Here is a 15,459-nt window from a genome sequence, read left to right as displayed (position 1 = left end):
GGGAGCCTAGTTCAGGCGTTCACCCACCGATTTGATGTCGGCATCGACGAGCTTGTTGAGATCGGTCTTCTTCAGCTTCGTCTTGAGGATTTCCTCGGCGGCCTGGACAGCGAGCTCGGCGGCAGCGGCTTTGACTTCCGCGGCAGCCTGGGCTTCGGCCTGGGCGATGCGCTGCTCAGCCATGGCGGTGCGGCGTTCCAGACGCTCCGTCATTTCCTTGCGGGCTTCCGCCTTCAGCGATTTCGCCTCGGTCTTGGCCTGGGCGATGATGGCTTCGGCCTCGGCTTCCGCCTCGCGCTGCTTGCGCTGATAGGAGGCCAGCATTTCGGCAGCGTCCTCACGCAGGCGTTTGGCTTCGTCCAGCTCCGAGGAGATGGCGTCGGCGCGGTCATCCAGCGTCTTGGCGATCGTCTTGTGCACGCCCATGCGCAGCAGCAGGCCGAAAAAGGCGATCAGGGCCAGGAAGGCGTAGAAGGATGGATCCGCAGGCTGTGCCACGATCCAGTCCATCAGGCTCTGGCTTTCGCCATGTCCGGTTTCTTCAGCACGGATCATCATGGCTTACGCCTCCTTCGCCTTGATCAGACCGTCGACGGTCTTGCCGGCATCGGCCTCGGAGACCTCGACGCCGGACAGGGCGGCCACGACGGCAGAGGTCGCGGTGGCGGCAATACCGCGGACTTCGGCAAACGCCTTGTCCTTGGCCTTGCGAATGGCGGCTTCCGAGGCTTCCTGCTTGGCAGAGAGCTCAGCTTCCACGCCAGCGGTTTCCTTGGCGATCTCGGCGTCCAGTGCCTTACGCGTATCGGCCGCGATGCCATGCGCCTTGGCGCGGGCTTCAGCGAGCGATTTTTCATACGCTTCGCCGGCAGCCTCGGCATCAGCCTTGGCTTGGGCGGCAGCGTCCAGATCGTCCGCGATGCGGTCGCGGCGGTCCTCGATCGTCGTCTTGATCTTCGGCAGGATGAAACGATCCAGCGCGACGTACAAAATCACGAAGAAGATCGCCAGCCAGAAGAGCTGCGACGCAAAATATGTCGGGTCGAAGGGCGGGAACACACCCGAGTCTGCATGATCGGCAGCAGCGTCGGCGACGTGTTGGGCCACTTCTGAATGCGGTGCGTGCGTCATGGGACGCCGGCTCCTCTAGTCAGGTGGAGCAAAGGAGTGAGGCCGCGCCGGGTGACGCGGCCACAACTCAATGATCAAGCAACGAAGAGCAGGATCAGAGCGATGAGCAGCGAGAAGATGCCCAGGGCTTCGGTCACGGCAAAGCCGAAGATCAGGTTGCCGAACTGCGACTGGGCAGCCGACGGGTTGCGCATGGCGCCCTGAAGGAAGGAACCGAAGATGTTACCAACGCCGATAGCTGCGCCGAGCATGCCGAGGCAAGCGAGGCCGGCACCGATGTATTTGCCCATTTCTTCCATATCAAAAACTCCTTTGAGGGGGCTGTATCAGTTGTTGTGGTTGTGACGCCTGCGGATCAGTGACCCGGATGCAGGGCGTCGTTGAGATAAATGCAGGTCAGGATCGCGAAGACATAGGCCTGCAGGAAAGCGACCAGGAATTCCAGCGCCGTCAGACCCAGCGTCATCGCGAAGGGGAATACGCCGGCCAGATAGCCCGGCAACTCACCCATGCCCATGGACGCCGAACCGGCGGCCAGCATGACGATGAAACCGGCGAAGACCTTCAGCAGGATGTGGCCGGCCAGCATGTTGGCGAACAGACGTACCGAGTGGCTGATCGGACGCGAGACGAAGGAGATGATTTCGATCAGCGTCACGAAGGGCAAGATGAAGATCGGCACGCCTGATGGCACGAAGATCTTGAGGAATTTCGCACCATTCTTGAACACGCCATAAACAATGACGGTCAGCCAGACCAGCATCGCCAGGGCGACGGTCACGATCAGATGGCTGGTGATGGTGAAGGAGTGGGCACCCGGCGCCGGGAAATAGGGGAACATGCCGAGCATGTTGGCGACCAGGATGAAGATGAAGAGCGTGAAGACAAACGGGAAGAAGCGCAGGCCTTCCTGACCGGCCGTCGATCGGACCATGTCGGCGACGAAGCCGTAAATGATCTCCGCCACCGACTGGGCCCGGTTCGGCACCAGGGCCCGGCTCGACATGGCGACGGCGAAGAGAACGATGGTCAGCCCCGTCGTCAGCATCATGAAGTAGCTGGAGTTCGTGAACGCCAGATTCAGACCAAAGGCCTCGAAGGGGAAGACTTCGTGGACTTCGAACTGCTTGATCGGGTTGGTGTCTGCCACGCCCGGCCTCTTTCATGTCTTGCGGCGATTGCCGCCTTGAACCCTGTGAAACCCTCAGGCCTTGTCGCCGTCGGACTCCGAACTTATCTCGCGAGCGGCGCGCACCACATTAAGAGTGCCTGCCGCAAAACCCAGCATCGTACCGATGATCAGTCCGAAAGGACTGATTCCGGCGAACACGTCGAGCACATAGCCCAGCACGCCGCCGACCAGAACACCGCCGAAGAATTCAGACCCGTAGCGCATCCCCAAGGCCCAGGCGGAGCTGGGTGGTTTTCCGGCCGGTTGCTGGTGCTTGCCGCGCGTCGCGTCAATGCGCAGCTGCAGCTCGTCCAGTTCGGCTCGGGATTGGTTGCGTGGGTTGTCGTCTTCGCCTGACATGTTGGACCGGTCTGCCTACGGAAGAACAGCCCCCCACAGGCGCGCGCACACTATCCACGGCCCCCCGGCAAGTCAAGCAAGGGTGGCCTTGATATAAGTATCTGAAAAATAAGCCGGTATAGGCTATTCTGCGGCGATTAGCTGTTCGGCGCCCACCAGGTCAACCGAGACCAGCTGGGAAACGCCGCGTTCGGCCATCGTCACACCATACAAGCGGTCCATGCGCGACATGGTCAGGGCATTATGGGTGATGACCAGGAAACGGGTCTCGGTCAGGCGGCGCATTTCATTGAGCATGCGGCAATAACGGTCGACATTGGCATCATCGAGCGGCGCATCGACCTCGTCCAGCACACAGACCGGTGCCGGATTGGACAGGAAAACCGCGAAGATCAGGGCCGAGGCGGTCAGTGCCTGCTCGCCGCCGGACATCAGGGCCATATTGTCCAGCTTCTTGCCGGGCGGGCAGGCGAAAATCTCCAGACCGGCTTCCAGCGGATCATCATGTTCGGTCAGGCGCAGTTCGGCATGGCCGCCTTCGAACAGGGTTTCGAACAGGGTCTGGAAGTGGTTGTTGACGATGTCGAAGGCTTCCAGAAGCCGCATCCGCCCCTCGCGCGACAGTTCATCGACCGCCTTGCGCAGCCGGGCGATCGCCTCAACCAGGTCATCGCGCTCGCGGGTCATCTCCTCGATCTTGGCGGCGAGTTCCTCGGCTTCATCATCGGCGCGCAGATTGACCGCACCCAAGCGTTCGCGTGACTGGCGGGCCTCGTCGAGCCGTCGCTCCAGCTCGGCGGGAGTCAGTTCGGACATTTCGTCTTCGTCGAAGCGTGTGCTCAGCGTGCCGGGCGCCTCGCCGGTGGCATCCTGCAGGCGTTCCGTGGTCTCGGCCAAGCGCGCGCGGGCGGCGTTCAGCGTTGCCTCGGCCGCGGCGCGGCCTTCGCGAGCCGCCGAGGCGGCGGCTTCTGCCTGGCGGGCGGCGCTGTCGGCCTGTTTGACCTCACCCTCATTGGCCGATGCGGCCTGGCGTGCCTCTTCAGCCTTGGCTTCGGCGGCGCGCAGCTTGCCGGCGAGTTCGAAGAGTTGGTCCTCGATCACCTCGGGGCGGGCGCGGGCGGTCTCCAGGCGTTCCTCGGCCTCGGTGCGTTGGGCGGCGATTTCTTCCAGTCGCGCTTCGGCGGATTTGCAGCGTTCGGCCCAGGCGTCGTGATCGCGTTTGAAGCCCATGCGGCGCTGTCGGCGTTGTTCGCGCTCGCGCTTGAGGCTTTCCAGTGCCGCGCGGGCATCGGCGGCGGCACTGCGGGCCAGGTCGGCGGCTTCGCGGGCGGTGTCGAGGGCATCGGTATCACCTTCCGCGGTCTCCGCTTCGACAAGGACGGCGCGGGCCTGGTCGATGGCGGCGCGATTGTCGGCCTGCTCCGCGGTCAGCCGGTCAAGACGCTCTTCCAGTGCGGTCGCGCGGGCGGCGTCCTTGGCGGCATTTTCGCGCAGGTCGGAAATGCGCGCCAGGATCTCGCGCGAGCGCCGTTCCGCCGGTCCGACCGCGGTGCGGGCTTCGGCTTCGGCGTCGCGCGTCAGCCGTGCCTGTTCCCGGGCCGCCGCTTCGGCGTCACGGGTCTGATCATGACTGGTCAGCGTTGCGTCGAGTTCGGCGCGGATCGCATCGAGACGGTTTTTCTGTTCCAGGCGGGCCACCGCAGCGGAAGGCGCATCGGCGCGGGCCACCAGCCCGTCCCAGCGCCACAGATCGCCCTCGCGGGTGACCAGGCGTTGGCCGGGCTTCAACTTGGCCGCGGCTTCCAAGGCCTTGTCGGCCTTGATGACACCGACCGCATCGAGCCGTGCCTTGAGCGCCGGCGGTGCCTGGACATGGTCGGACAGGGGGACGCAGCCCCCCGGCAAATTATCGGCATGGCAGGTCGTTTGCGCCCAGTGGCGCGCCGCGGCCGCATCCAGTGAGGCCTCGAGATCATCGCCCAGGGCCGCCGCAAGCGCGTGTTCATAGCCCGGCCGGGCCCGTACCGCTTCGATGGCGGGTGACAGGGTCTCCGCCTGGGAGCCGGCGAGCAAGCGCTCCAGGGCCTTGGCTTCGCGCTCCAGCGTTTCGCGCTGGGCAGCGGCTTCGCGCCAGGCGTCGGCGGCGGCTTCCAGTGCTTGGGCTGCGGCCTGGCGTTCGCGCTCTGCCTTGTCCAATGCCGCGCGGGCGGCGAGCAAGGCGGCTTCGGTGGCGCCGGCTTCGCCTTCGGCGGTTTCCAGTTCGGTGAGCGCAGTGGAATTGCGGACCCGGTCGAATTCGGCGCGGGCCGCGTCGATCTCGCGATCAATCTGGGCCAGACGGGATTCGTGGCGCGCCAGGTCGCGGTGGGCGCTGTCGATCGAGGCGCGTTTGTCGGCGGCTTCGGAGGCGCGGCGGTCGAGGTCTTCCTCAGCCGTCTGACGCGCTGTTTCGGCGTCGCCTGATGCGAGTTCGGCAGCGTCCAGCGCCGCTTGCTCGTCCTGCGTCTCACTGTCGAGCCGGGCGATCTGCGCTTCGGCTTCGACACGGCTGGTGCGGGCGTCCTCGAGAATATCGGTCTCGCGCCTTGCGCCGTTGGCGAGATCATCGAGCCGGCGTTCGAGCCCGTGGATTGACCGCTGGACGTCTTCTGCATCGCGTTGCAGCCGGTCGCGTTCGCGTTCCAGTAGGCGCAGGGCGGCAGCGGCTTCCGCCTCGGCCTGGCGGGCCGGTTCGCGCGACGCGGCCAAGACTTCGGCCTTGGTGCGGGCTTCGGCGGCGGCGAGGCTGGTATCTTCGGTCGCGGTGCGCTTTTCGGTCAGGGCGGCTTCGGCGGTTTCCACGGCGCTGGCCGCGTCGCGCCAGCGATTGAGCCACACGGCGGCTTCCAGCGCGCGGATCGACGATGACAGTTTGCGATAGCGCGAGGCCTGTCGCGCCTGCCGTTGCAGCGATCCGTGACGGGCGGTGATTTCGTCGACGACTTCCTGCAGGCGGTCGAGATTGGTCTCGGCCCCTTTCAGGCGCAGCTCGGCCTCGTGGCGGCGGGCGCGCAGGCCGGACACGCCGGCGGCCTCTTCCAGAACGCGGCGGCGGTTTTGCGGTTTGGACGCAATCAGTTCGGAAATCTGGCCCTGGCGGACGAGGGCCGGCGAATTGGCACCGGTGCCGGCATCCATGAAGAGGAGCTGGACGTCCTTGGCCCGGACTTCCTCGCCATTGATCTTGTAGGCCGAGCCGGCGCCGCGGGTGATGCGGCGGGTGACATCGAGCACGTCTGCATCGTTGAACCGCGCGGGGGCAAGCTTTTCGGCATTGTCGACGGTGAGCACGACTTCGGCGAAATTGCGCGACGGGCGGGCATCGGTGCCGGCGAAGATCACGTCCTCCATGCCGTCGCCGCGCAGGGATTTGGCTGATGTCGCGCCCATCACCCAGCGCAGGGCTTCAAGCAGATTCGACTTGCCGCAACCGTTGGGTCCGATCACGCCTGTAAGGCCCGGATCAATCCGTAATTCCGTCGGATCGACGAATGATTTGAATCCGGCCAGCCTCAGCTGTGTGAACTTCACCCGGTCTCCCTTGCGCCGCAAATACCCCGCCCGGCAGCCAACTGCCTGGCTCGCATCAGTTTGGCATCCAATTGCGGCGCTGGCGTGAAGGTCAGTCTAGTCAGCCGAATCGGACCCTTCGAGGAAGTGAAGAATGATTCGGCGGAAAGAGTCTTCGTCCAAACGGCCTGGCACCGTCTCACCATCGATCAGCAGCGGTTCTCCGCCATGCAGGAATACGGTCGGGCCGGCCGCCGCATGATTGTGCCCCGCTGTGCCGTCGCCCGGATGGCCGATCGCCAGCAGTGCGCCGGCGATGATGAAGCTCGGCGTTGACGTGATCCCGTCTTCCGAGGCCTGCATTGCCACGGCGTTGACATGCTCGTTGGCGACCGGGTCCTGGAAGCAGGCCAGCAGGCCCTCGGGTGAAGTCCCGGTCGCCGAGGCAATGCGGTTATAGACGGCCAGCACATCGCCACCATCGCGGGCGGTCTGGAAAATGGTCGCCTGTTCGTGGAACAGCAGGTCGACGGCATCGAAATAGCGGTCTTCCGGGACGCATTCGCTGAGGATGACACCGGCGCCGGCGATCTGTGGCGGCGAGGTCAGCATCGGCCGCACCGAATAGCGGACCAGGCCCGTATCCACGAATTCCGAGCGGACCATCGGCCAGATATCGGTCTGGAAGCTGGCGCAATGCGGGCAGGCGAAGGAGGCATATTCGATGATCACCAGATCCGCATCCGGCGCCCCGAGCACTCGGTCTGTCGGTCGCAACGCGGCCGCGCCGTCGGCCAGTTGTGCTGATGCGGCGCCGGATGGAAGCGTAATCGCGGCGGCCACAATTGACAGGGTGGTCAGGAAACGCAGGACAGACATGATGGACTACTCGTCTCCGGCTTCGGACGTTTCGGCGGGCATTTCCTCGGCCATGGCCGTCTCACCGGAGTTTTCGGCGACAAGATGGTCGAGAATGCGGCGGAAGGTTTCGGCATCCGAGAAATTCGGCACCGGCTCGCCGTCGATGATGAGTTGGCGATTGCCCAGGAAGTAGGTGTAGGCGCTCTCGCCCGGGGCGCGGCGCGAATCGAGCAATTCGCCGTTGAAGATGAAGCGCGGCGTGCCCGTAATACCTTCGGCGCCAGCGCGATCATTGGCGTCGAGAATGTCCTGGGTGATGGTTTCGTCGGACAGGCATTGGGTGAAATCGGCTTCGCTCATGCCCATGGAGCGGGCAATGGCGAGATACTGGCTGCGCGCGCTGCCTTGGGTCTGGGCGGCCTGGAAGATGGCGTTCTGCTGTTGGAACAACAAATCGACCATGTCGTAATAGCGCTCTTCCGGCACACAATGGGCCAGCGAGAAGCCGGCAATGGCGAATTGCGCCGGGCCGGTAATCATCTCGCGCAGGACGAAACGGACCTTGCCGGTCTCGATATATTCGCTTTCCAGCATCGGCCAGACTTCATTGTGGAAGGTGGCGCAATGGCCGCAGGCGACCGAGGCGTATTCGATCATGGTGACCGGCGCCGTCGCGCTGCCCAATCCGCGATCGCCGGCGCGTTCGAAGCTCGACTGGCCATCAACCGGCGCCTCGCTGTTGCCACAGGCGGACAGGGCCAGAACAGCGGTCATGGCCGCAGCGGAGAAAAGTCGTCGGGTCAGGCTCATTTGGGCTCCCCTTGCCAAGTGGTCACGATCCCTCACGGGTTTTGACCGAATTTTCGAACCGGTTGAGCGCGGACAATAGACGCGCCTCGGGTGTTTGCTCCACCCCCTCGCTCACTTGTGACGCCGAATTCATCGGCTTCACAACCGCTTGATCGCTGGCGCCCGGCGCAGAACGACGGGCCTGGCCCTGCAGGATGCGCAGCCGGGTCGGTGCCCGATCACCGGCAAAGGTACGGACCCGTTCGAGAATCCGGCGGCTTTCGGCCTGCAGGATCGCGGCGGCGGCACCGCGTGCGCGGATCACCAGCGTGCTGACACCGCCGCCGCCGCGCTGGATGGTTTCCGGCTCACTCCATTTGGCGAGGCGTTCGCCGACGATCTCGGTCCAGTGTTCGCGCAATTGCTCGACCCCGACCCCGAACTGGCGGGCGAGGGGGCGCAATACCCGTTCGGCCGCGCGCGCTGCCGAGGGCGGCGGCTTGGCGGCCGGACGGCCGCGGCGACTGCGAATGAAGTCGCTGGCAGCCTGTTCCAGCATTGACGGGGGCGGTTTGCGCATCATGCTCGCAGTGTCGCTTTGATCCGTCCTGCCTGCAACCGGCTCCTGCCTTGTCCAAGACATCTCCCATTGCCCGCCTCCGCCGCGAACTGCTCGCCTGGTACGACCGCGAAGGCCGCAGCCTGCCCTGGCGCATCCGTCCGGAGGACCGGGCCGCCGGTGCTGTGGCCGACCCGTATGCGATCTGGCTGTCGGAAATCATGCTGCAGCAAACCACCGTGCCGCACGCGACGCCCTATTGGCACCGCTTCCTGGCCCTTTGGCCGCGCGTGCAGGACCTGGCTGCCGCACCGCGTGATGATGTGCTGCGCGAGTGGGCCGGGCTGGGCTACTACGCCCGTGCCCGCAACCTGCATGCCTGCGCCATCGAGGTCGCGACCAAGCATGGCGGCAAATTCCCCGACACGATGGAGGGTTTGCGGGCTCTGCCGGGTATTGGAGACTACACGGCCAATGCGATCCTGGCGGCGGCGTTTGGCAAGCCGGCCAGCGTTGTTGACGGCAATGTCGAGCGGGTCATCACCCGCCTGTACCGGGTCGCGACCGCGATGCCGAAAGCCAAGCCGGAAATCCGCAAGCGCGCCGCCGCCATCGCCGATCCGGTGCGATCGGGCGACTATGCCCAGGCGATCATGGATCTCGGGGCGACGGTGTGCACGCCGCGGGCCCCGGATTGTGCCGCCTGTTGCTGGAATTTTGCCTGCGCCGCTGCCACCGCCGGCGATATGGAACGCTATCCGGTCAAGCCGCCGAAAAAGCGCAAACCCGTGCGTCGCGGCACCGCCTGGCTGGTCCGTCGTGGCGGGCGGATCTGGTTGCGTCGGCGGGCCGAGAGCGGGTTGCTGGGCGGGATGACGGAGATTCCCTCGACCGACTGGATCGAGAGCGCCGGACTTGAGACCCGGGTCGGTGCCGAGCCCCCGTTTGATGCCGACTGGATCGCGCGCGGCGAGGTCCGCCACGTCTTCACCCATTTCGAATTGCGGCTCGAAGTGCGTGAGGGCGAGGCAGGCATGGCGTGGGAGCCGGACAGCGGTTACTGGGCCCACGTCGATGCCCTGGATGCGGAAGCCCTGCCGAGTGTGATGCGCAAGGTCCTGATGATGCGGGGCGGTTAGCTGCCGTGCCCGGCGGCTGGATAGGGGCGGCGTTGCCGGGCCTCCAGCAGGGCTGCAAACAGGGCGTCGGGCCGGAAGGGTTTGGCAAGATGCGTGTCCATGCCGGCGTCATGGCATTCGTCGATTTCGGCGGCTGACACATTGCCGGTCATGGCGACGACCGGAATGTCACGCCAGGCGGCTGTGCTGGCACGAATGCGGCGCGTGGCGTCCAGCCCGTCCATCACCGGCATGCGGACATCCATCAGGATGGCGTCGAAGGCACCGGATTGCAGGCATTCGAGAGCCTGAAGACCGGTCTCCGCCTCGCGGATATCCAGCTGCAGCGGCTTGAGGAAGGCGCGGGCGACCTCCCGATTGATCAGATTGTCTTCAACCAGGAGCAGGCGCAGATTGTGCAGGCTGGCAAACCGGCTATCAGCGGCCAGTATGTCTGGGTCGGGAAAGGCGTCGCCTGGATGGGGCATCTGTGACGGCTCAGTTCTCGAGCGTGGCCCGGATTTCTGCCCGCATGATGTCAATCGGGGCCAGGCCCTGCTTGGTGCGGATATGCCAATAGGTCCAGCCATTGCACGATGGCGCGCTCTGGATCTGGGCCCCGACCTGGTGGATCGAGCCAGCGCGGTCGCCGGCGATCAGCGTGCCGTCGGCGCGTACCCGGGCGGTATGCCGGCCCTTGGGGCAATACAGTGTGTCGCCGGGCTTCAGCATGCCGCGCTCGACAAGGGCGCCGAAGGGAATGCGCGGCTGGGCGCGCTTGGACTGGGTGACGTCGAGCGTATCGCCGGTCGCGCGGGTGATGGCGGCAAGGCGATTGCGGGCGACCTCGAGATAGGCCGCGTCGCGTTCAATGCCGATGAAATGGCGTCCCAGACGCTTGGCCGCAGCGCCGGTTGTTCCGGTGCCGAAGAAGGGGTCGAGCACGACATCGCCGGGATTGGTGGTCGACAGCAGGACGCGGTGAAGCAGGGCCTCGGGCTTTTGCGTCGGATGCGCCTTCTTGCCGTCGGCATCCTTCAGGCGCTCGCCGCCGGTGCAGATCGGCAGCGTCCAGTCGGAGCGCATCTGCACGCCGTCATTGAGTGCTTTCATGGCGGCATAGTTGAAGGTCGGGCGCGCATCCTTGGTCTTGGCGGCCCAGATCAGGGTCTCGTGCGCATTGGTAAAGCGCGTGCCCTTGAAGTTCGGCATCGGATTGGACTTGCGCCAGATGATGTCGTTGAGCACCCAGAAGCCGGCATCCTGGAGAATACCGCCGACCCGGAAAATATTGTGATAGCTGCCGATGACCCAGATGCCGCCGTTTGGCTTCAGGACGCGGCGCGCTTCTTCCATCCATTTCCAGGTGAACAGGTCGTACTCGTCAAAGCCGCCGATCTGGTCCCAGTCATTATCGACCGCGGACACCTTGGAATTGTCGGGCCGGTGCAGGTCGCCACCGAGTTGGAGATTGTAGGGCGGGTCGGCGAAAACCAGGTCAACACTTTCGTCGGGAAGTGATTTCATCACTTCCACGCATTCACCCTCAAGGATCTGGTCGATCTTTGTGTTGGCCATCACGCGCCACTCCACTCCCGCTACAGAAGCAAGTTTTTCGGCTCTTAGGGCTAACGGGCCGTTAACCCTGAATCAAGTTATCCACAGCGATTCGCATCGGTGGAAAACCGGGATTCAAGCGCCGCGCGGACCGGTGCATAGGATCGGCGATGGATCGGCGTCGCGCCAAGCTCGTTGAGCGCCGCGCGATGGGCGGGGCTGGGATAGCCCTTGTGGCCGGCAAGTCCGTAGCCGGGAAACCGTTGTGCGGCGTTGGTCATCAACGCGTCGCGGATGGTCTTGGCGATGATTGAGGCGGCCCCGATGCTGGCGTCGGTGGCGTCGCCCTTGATGATCGCCTCGGCGGGGCAGGGAAGTCCGGGCGGGACGCGGTTGCCGTCGACACGAACAAGGGCCGGGCTGACGGCCAGGCGCTCGACGGCCCGCGCCATCGCCGCCATCGTTGCGTGGAGAATGTTGAGCCGGTCGATCTCCGCCGGTTCGGCAATGCCGACCCCAACCCATGCCCGCTCGCGGATCAGCGCGTACAAGGCCAGGCGACGCGGCTCGGACAAGGCTTTGGAATCCCCCAACCCGTTGATCGGTCGCGCCGGATCGAGGATGACGGCGGCCGCCACGACGGGACCTGCGAGCGGGCCACGGCCGGCCTCATCAACGCCGGCAATCCGCGGGCTTGAACGCCGGGCAGCGGCGTTAAGGCTATGATTGCCTTTTTGTGGGACGGTCGCGTTCAAGGCAGTTCCTCTGGGGCATTTGGTGTATCGCGTATACTACTGTTTGACGGTCGAACACGATCTGGGTCTCGTCGCCGTGGCCGCTTTGCTGTGCGCGCTTTCTGCGCTGGCTGCGGTATCGATCGTGCGCCGCGCCAAGGCCGCGGAAGCAGCGCGTCAGCCTGCTTGGCTCCTGTTTGCCGGATTTGTCACCGGGACCGGGATATGGGGCACGCATTTTGTGTCCATGCTCGCCTATGAAAGCGCGATTCCCGTGTCGTTCGGCCTGTTCGAAACAGTCACGTCCTTTTTGCTCGCTGTCATCATCTCCTCTTGCGGCTGGGCCTTCGCGGTCCGTTCGGACTATCGCTACGCGTCGGCGATTGGCGGCGGTCTGGTCGGCGGCGGTGTCGCGGCGATGCATTTCGTGGGCGTTGCCGCCATGCGTGTCGGTGCGAGCGTGGTCTGGGATGCCGGACTGGTGATCGCCGCGCTGGCCCTGGGCGTCCAGTTCGCCGCTGCGGCGGGTGCGGTTGCGACGGGCGGCACCAGCCGCCGTGGCCTGTTTGGCGGCGCTGCCCTGCTGGTCGGCGGCGTGGTCAGCCTGCACTTCCTGTCGATGTCGGCGATGGAATTGGTGCCTGATTTCAGCGTGTCGGCACAGGATGGCGGTCTGTCGCCGAAACTGCTTGCGATCACCATTGCCCTCGGCGCGGTGTTTGTCGTCAGCATCGGCCTCGCCGCGGCTGCGATCGACCAGCATCTCGGCCTGCGCCGGGCTGCGGAAGGTCACCGCATCCGGGCCCTTGCGGAAGCCACGTTTGAGGGTATCGCCGTCGTTCGCGACGGTTTGATGCATGACATGAACGGGCGTTTCTGCGAGATGCTCAAGCTCGAGCGCGGAGACCTTGTCGGCATGCCGGTGGCCAAGCTGGCCCTGGATGCCGAAGCCATCGAAGTCTTGCAGAATGTCCGCGAGACCGACCCGATGACATGCCGCCTGCGCTGCCGGGACGGTGCCCCGATCACGGTACAGGTGCGGGCACGCGAGATGGATTTTGACGGGCTGACCGCCCGCATTTTCGCCTTCCGGGATGTGTCCTCGGAAGAGCGGGCGCGGGCGCGCATGGTCCATCTGGCCCACCATGATACGCTGACCGGCTTGCCGAACCGGTTGAAATTCCGCGAGGCTTTTGAAGCCGAACTTCGCAATGCCTGGGACGATGATACCCAGGTCGCCCTGATGTTCTTCGATCTCGACCGCTTCAAGGAAGTCAATGATGTGCACGGTCACGCCGTCGGTGACCGCTTGCTTGTAGCGGTCTCGGAACGCCTGCTTGACGCCCTGCCACGCAATGCAGTTGCGGCCCGGTTGAGCGGCGATGAATTCGCTGTCGTCCTGCCGGATGTCGAAAATCGCGAGGACGTGCTGCTGACCGCCCAGCGCGTGGTCAACAATGTCGGCTCACCGCTGACCATCGGACAATTGCATCTCAAGGTCTCGGCGTCGGGGGGTGTGACGATGTTCCCGATGGACGGCGAGGACCCCGACAGGCTCATGAACCAGGCCGACCTGGCTCTCTATCGCGCCAAGGGGCAGGGCCGGAACCAGGTGTGTGACTTTGATCCCAAGCTCGGCCTGATGATGCAGGAACGGCGCATGCTGGAGGCGGACCTCGCCCTGGCCATTGATGACGACCTGCTGACCCTCAATTTCCAGCCCCAGGTCCGGCTCGGCGATGGCCGGGTGTCCGGGTTTGAGGCGTTGGTGCGCTGGCATGACGAGCGTCGCGGCAATGTCCCGCCGTCGGAATTCGTGCAGATCGCCGAGGAAACCGGCCTGATCCTGAAAATGGGTGAATGGGTGCTGGAAACGGCCTGTCGCGAAGCGGTCAACTGGCCTGACGAGCGCCGGATCGCGGTCAATGTCAGCCCGGCCCAGTTCAAACAGGGCAATCTAGTCTATTCGGTTCAGCGCGCCCTGGCCAAGTCCGGCCTGGCCCCGCAGCGGCTCGAGATCGAGATCACTGAAGGCGTGCTGATTGACGATGAGGCCCGCGCCCTGAAAGTGCTGCGCGGACTCAAGGATCTCGGTGTCGGGCTGGCAATTGATGATTTCGGTACCGGCTATTCCTCACTGAGCTATCTGCGCGCCTTCCCCTTCGACAAGATCAAGATCGACCGCTCCTTCATGACCGGTCTGCAGAATGATCCCGAAGCCCAGATCATTGTGCGGGCCACGATCGACCTGGCGCGCGAGCTGAACATCAATGTCGTGGTCGAGGGCATCGAGGAGTTCGACGAGTTGGGCGCGCTCGGATTCCAGCCCGACCTGGTGCTGCAGGGCTATCTCCTGTCGCGACCGTTGACGCGTGGCCAGATTGCCGGTTTCGACGAGGCGTCCAAAGCGGTCCGGGCGGAGATCGCGACCCTTGTGGGGTCGGCAAAGCCGCTGCGCCAATACCGGGCCGGCTGACCGTCATTTTTCATCAAACAGTCCGGGCTGTTCAGCCGAACCGAGCGGGCGTTCGAAGCGGTTCATGTCCAGGGCAGTCCGCGGTGCGTCCAGCTTGAAACGCTTGATGGCACTGCGGAAGCGACTGGCAATCAGCTGGGCGTAGGGGCCGGTGCCGCGACCCCGTGTCGCCCACGCTGCATCATAATCCTTGCCGCCGCGCATCTGCCGGATCAGTGACATGACCCGGCCGGCGGAGTCGGGGCGTTTGTCCGCCAGCCATTCGCGGAACAGGTCGCGGATCTCCAGCGGCAGTCTGAGCAGGACATAGGCGGCATTGTCGGCGCCGGCCTCCGCCGCCGCCTGCAGCAGCGGTTCGATCTCGTGATCGGTGAGGGCAGGGATGATCGGCGCCATCATCACGGTGACCGGGATGCCAGCGGCCTTGAGGGCCGAGATGGTTTCCAGGCGCCGGTGCGGCGCCGCCGCCCGGGGCTCCATGTCGCGTGTCAGGCGACGGTCGAGCGTGGTGATGGAAATCGCCGCCTTGACCAGCCCGTCGGCCGCCATGGGTCCCAATATGTCGAGATCGCGCCGGATCAGCGCCGATTTGGTGATGACGCTGATCGGATGCTTGTAGCGGGCGCAGATTTTCAGGATGTCGCGCGTATGCTGACGCTCGCGCTCCAGCGGCTGCCAGGCATCGGTATTGGCGCCGATCATGATCGGTTTGGGTTGATAGCCGGGCTTGTTGAAATGGGCTTCGAGCAGCTTCGGCCCGTCGGGCTTGGCGAAAATCACGCTTTCGAAGTCGAGGCCGGGCGAATAGCCCCAATAGGCGTGACTGGGCCGGGCATAGCAATAGATGCAGCCATGTTCGCAGCCACGATAGGGATTGATCGACTGGTCGAAGGATATGTCCGGCGATTTATTGGTCGAGATGATGGACTTCGACGCATCCCTCAGCACTGTCATGCCGAGCTTGGGCGCTTGGCCGTCCGCTTCGGTCCAGCCATCGTCGAAGGCTTCCCGGGTCTCGCTTTCATAGCGGCCCGTAATGTTTGACCGAGCGCCCCGACCTCTCGCTCCGGGGCGGTGGAGCAGGGAGGCCTCCTGAGGGGCATTAAGGGCGTAGCCACCAGGGCGCTCGGTCATGTCCGCATCATGACTCAAAA

General features: G+C 64.7%; 15 protein-coding genes. 2 read left to right on the top strand and 13 right to left on the bottom strand.

The window, feature by feature from the left end; genetic code table 11:
• Nucleotides 1-6: 6 nt before the first annotated feature.
• The 9 genes from C7435_RS08145 to C7435_RS08105 form a co-directional block, all read right to left on the bottom strand.
• The gene (locus C7435_RS08145; protein ID WP_083634967.1) at nucleotides 7-558 is read right to left on the bottom strand and encodes a F0F1 ATP synthase subunit B family protein; all 552 of its coding nucleotides are present in this window, start codon (nucleotides 556-558) and stop codon (nucleotides 7-9) included.
• 3 nt (nucleotides 559-561) lie between these two features.
• Nucleotides 562-1,131 carry a F0F1 ATP synthase subunit B family protein gene (locus tag C7435_RS08140; RefSeq protein WP_075189058.1) on the bottom strand — a complete coding sequence of 190 codons (570 nt, stop codon included), beginning with the start codon at nucleotides 1,129-1,131 and terminating at the stop codon, nucleotides 562-564.
• A gap of 74 nt (nucleotides 1,132-1,205) precedes the next feature.
• Entirely contained in the window at nucleotides 1,206-1,430 is a 225-nt protein-coding gene (locus C7435_RS08135) for a F0F1 ATP synthase subunit C (RefSeq protein ID WP_075189057.1), read from the bottom strand.
• A 56-nt stretch (nucleotides 1,431-1,486) separates the two neighbouring features.
• Nucleotides 1,487-2,281: a F0F1 ATP synthase subunit A gene (locus C7435_RS08130; RefSeq protein ID WP_075189056.1), complete on the bottom strand. Its 795-nt coding sequence runs from the start codon at nucleotides 2,279-2,281 to the stop codon at nucleotides 1,487-1,489.
• Between the two features lie 54 nt (nucleotides 2,282-2,335).
• Nucleotides 2,336-2,662, bottom strand: a complete 327-nt coding sequence (locus C7435_RS08125) for an AtpZ/AtpI family protein (protein ID WP_075189055.1) — start codon at nucleotides 2,660-2,662, stop codon at nucleotides 2,336-2,338.
• Between the two features lie 123 nt (nucleotides 2,663-2,785).
• Nucleotides 2,786-6,232, bottom strand: coding sequence for a chromosome segregation protein SMC (smc, locus tag C7435_RS08120; RefSeq protein WP_121210747.1), 3,447 nt, complete (start codon nucleotides 6,230-6,232; stop codon nucleotides 2,786-2,788).
• A 96-nt stretch (nucleotides 6,233-6,328) separates the two neighbouring features.
• Nucleotides 6,329-7,090, bottom strand: a complete 762-nt coding sequence (locus tag C7435_RS08115; RefSeq protein ID WP_075189053.1) for a thioredoxin domain-containing protein — start codon at nucleotides 7,088-7,090, stop codon at nucleotides 6,329-6,331.
• A 6-nt stretch (nucleotides 7,091-7,096) separates the two neighbouring features.
• Complete coding sequence (locus C7435_RS08110) at nucleotides 7,097-7,882, bottom strand: thioredoxin domain-containing protein (RefSeq protein ID WP_121210745.1); 786 nt, start codon at nucleotides 7,880-7,882, stop codon at nucleotides 7,097-7,099.
• A 22-nt stretch (nucleotides 7,883-7,904) separates the two neighbouring features.
• Nucleotides 7,905-8,444: a DciA family protein gene (locus tag C7435_RS08105; RefSeq protein WP_170150397.1), complete on the bottom strand. Its 540-nt coding sequence runs from the start codon at nucleotides 8,442-8,444 to the stop codon at nucleotides 7,905-7,907.
• A gap of 47 nt (nucleotides 8,445-8,491) precedes the next feature.
• Here C7435_RS08105 and mutY point away from each other — a divergent pair, with 47 nt between their 5' ends.
• The gene (gene mutY / locus C7435_RS08100) at nucleotides 8,492-9,559 is read left to right on the top strand and encodes an A/G-specific adenine glycosylase (protein ID WP_075189050.1); all 1,068 of its coding nucleotides are present in this window, start codon (nucleotides 8,492-8,494) and stop codon (nucleotides 9,557-9,559) included.
• Here the strand turns inward: mutY and C7435_RS08095 are convergent.
• The 3 genes from C7435_RS08095 to rnhB all read right to left on the bottom strand — a co-directional run bounded on the left by C7435_RS08095 (nucleotide 9,556) and on the right by rnhB (nucleotide 11,850).
• Nucleotides 9,556-10,026, bottom strand: a complete 471-nt coding sequence (locus C7435_RS08095; RefSeq protein WP_075189049.1) for a response regulator — start codon at nucleotides 10,024-10,026, stop codon at nucleotides 9,556-9,558. The genes mutY and C7435_RS08095 overlap by 4 nt on opposite strands.
• Nucleotides 10,027-10,036: 10 nt before the next feature.
• A complete protein-coding gene (locus C7435_RS08090) occupies nucleotides 10,037-11,116 on the bottom strand; it encodes a site-specific DNA-methyltransferase (RefSeq protein ID WP_075189048.1) in 1,080 nt (359 codons plus the stop codon).
• Between the two features lie 77 nt (nucleotides 11,117-11,193).
• Nucleotides 11,194-11,850 carry a ribonuclease HII gene (rnhB, locus tag C7435_RS08085; RefSeq protein WP_121210743.1) on the bottom strand — a complete coding sequence of 219 codons (657 nt, stop codon included), beginning with the start codon at nucleotides 11,848-11,850 and terminating at the stop codon, nucleotides 11,194-11,196.
• Between the two features lie 22 nt (nucleotides 11,851-11,872).
• Here rnhB and C7435_RS08080 point away from each other — a divergent pair, with 22 nt between their 5' ends.
• Nucleotides 11,873-14,305, top strand: a complete 2,433-nt coding sequence (locus tag C7435_RS08080; protein WP_170150396.1) for a bifunctional diguanylate cyclase/phosphodiesterase — start codon at nucleotides 11,873-11,875, stop codon at nucleotides 14,303-14,305.
• A gap of 3 nt (nucleotides 14,306-14,308) precedes the next feature.
• On the opposite strand, the gene C7435_RS08075 is transcribed toward C7435_RS08080, so the two are convergent.
• Nucleotides 14,309-15,439, bottom strand: coding sequence for a PA0069 family radical SAM protein (locus tag C7435_RS08075; protein WP_075189046.1), 1,131 nt, complete (start codon nucleotides 15,437-15,439; stop codon nucleotides 14,309-14,311).
• Nucleotides 15,440-15,459: the final 20 nt, after the last annotated feature.

Source organism: Maricaulis maris (assembly GCF_003634045.1).
In the GTDB taxonomy this organism is placed as follows: Bacteria; Pseudomonadota; Alphaproteobacteria; order Caulobacterales; family Maricaulaceae; genus Maricaulis; species Maricaulis maris.
This window is presented reverse-complemented; position numbering and strand designations above follow the sequence as displayed.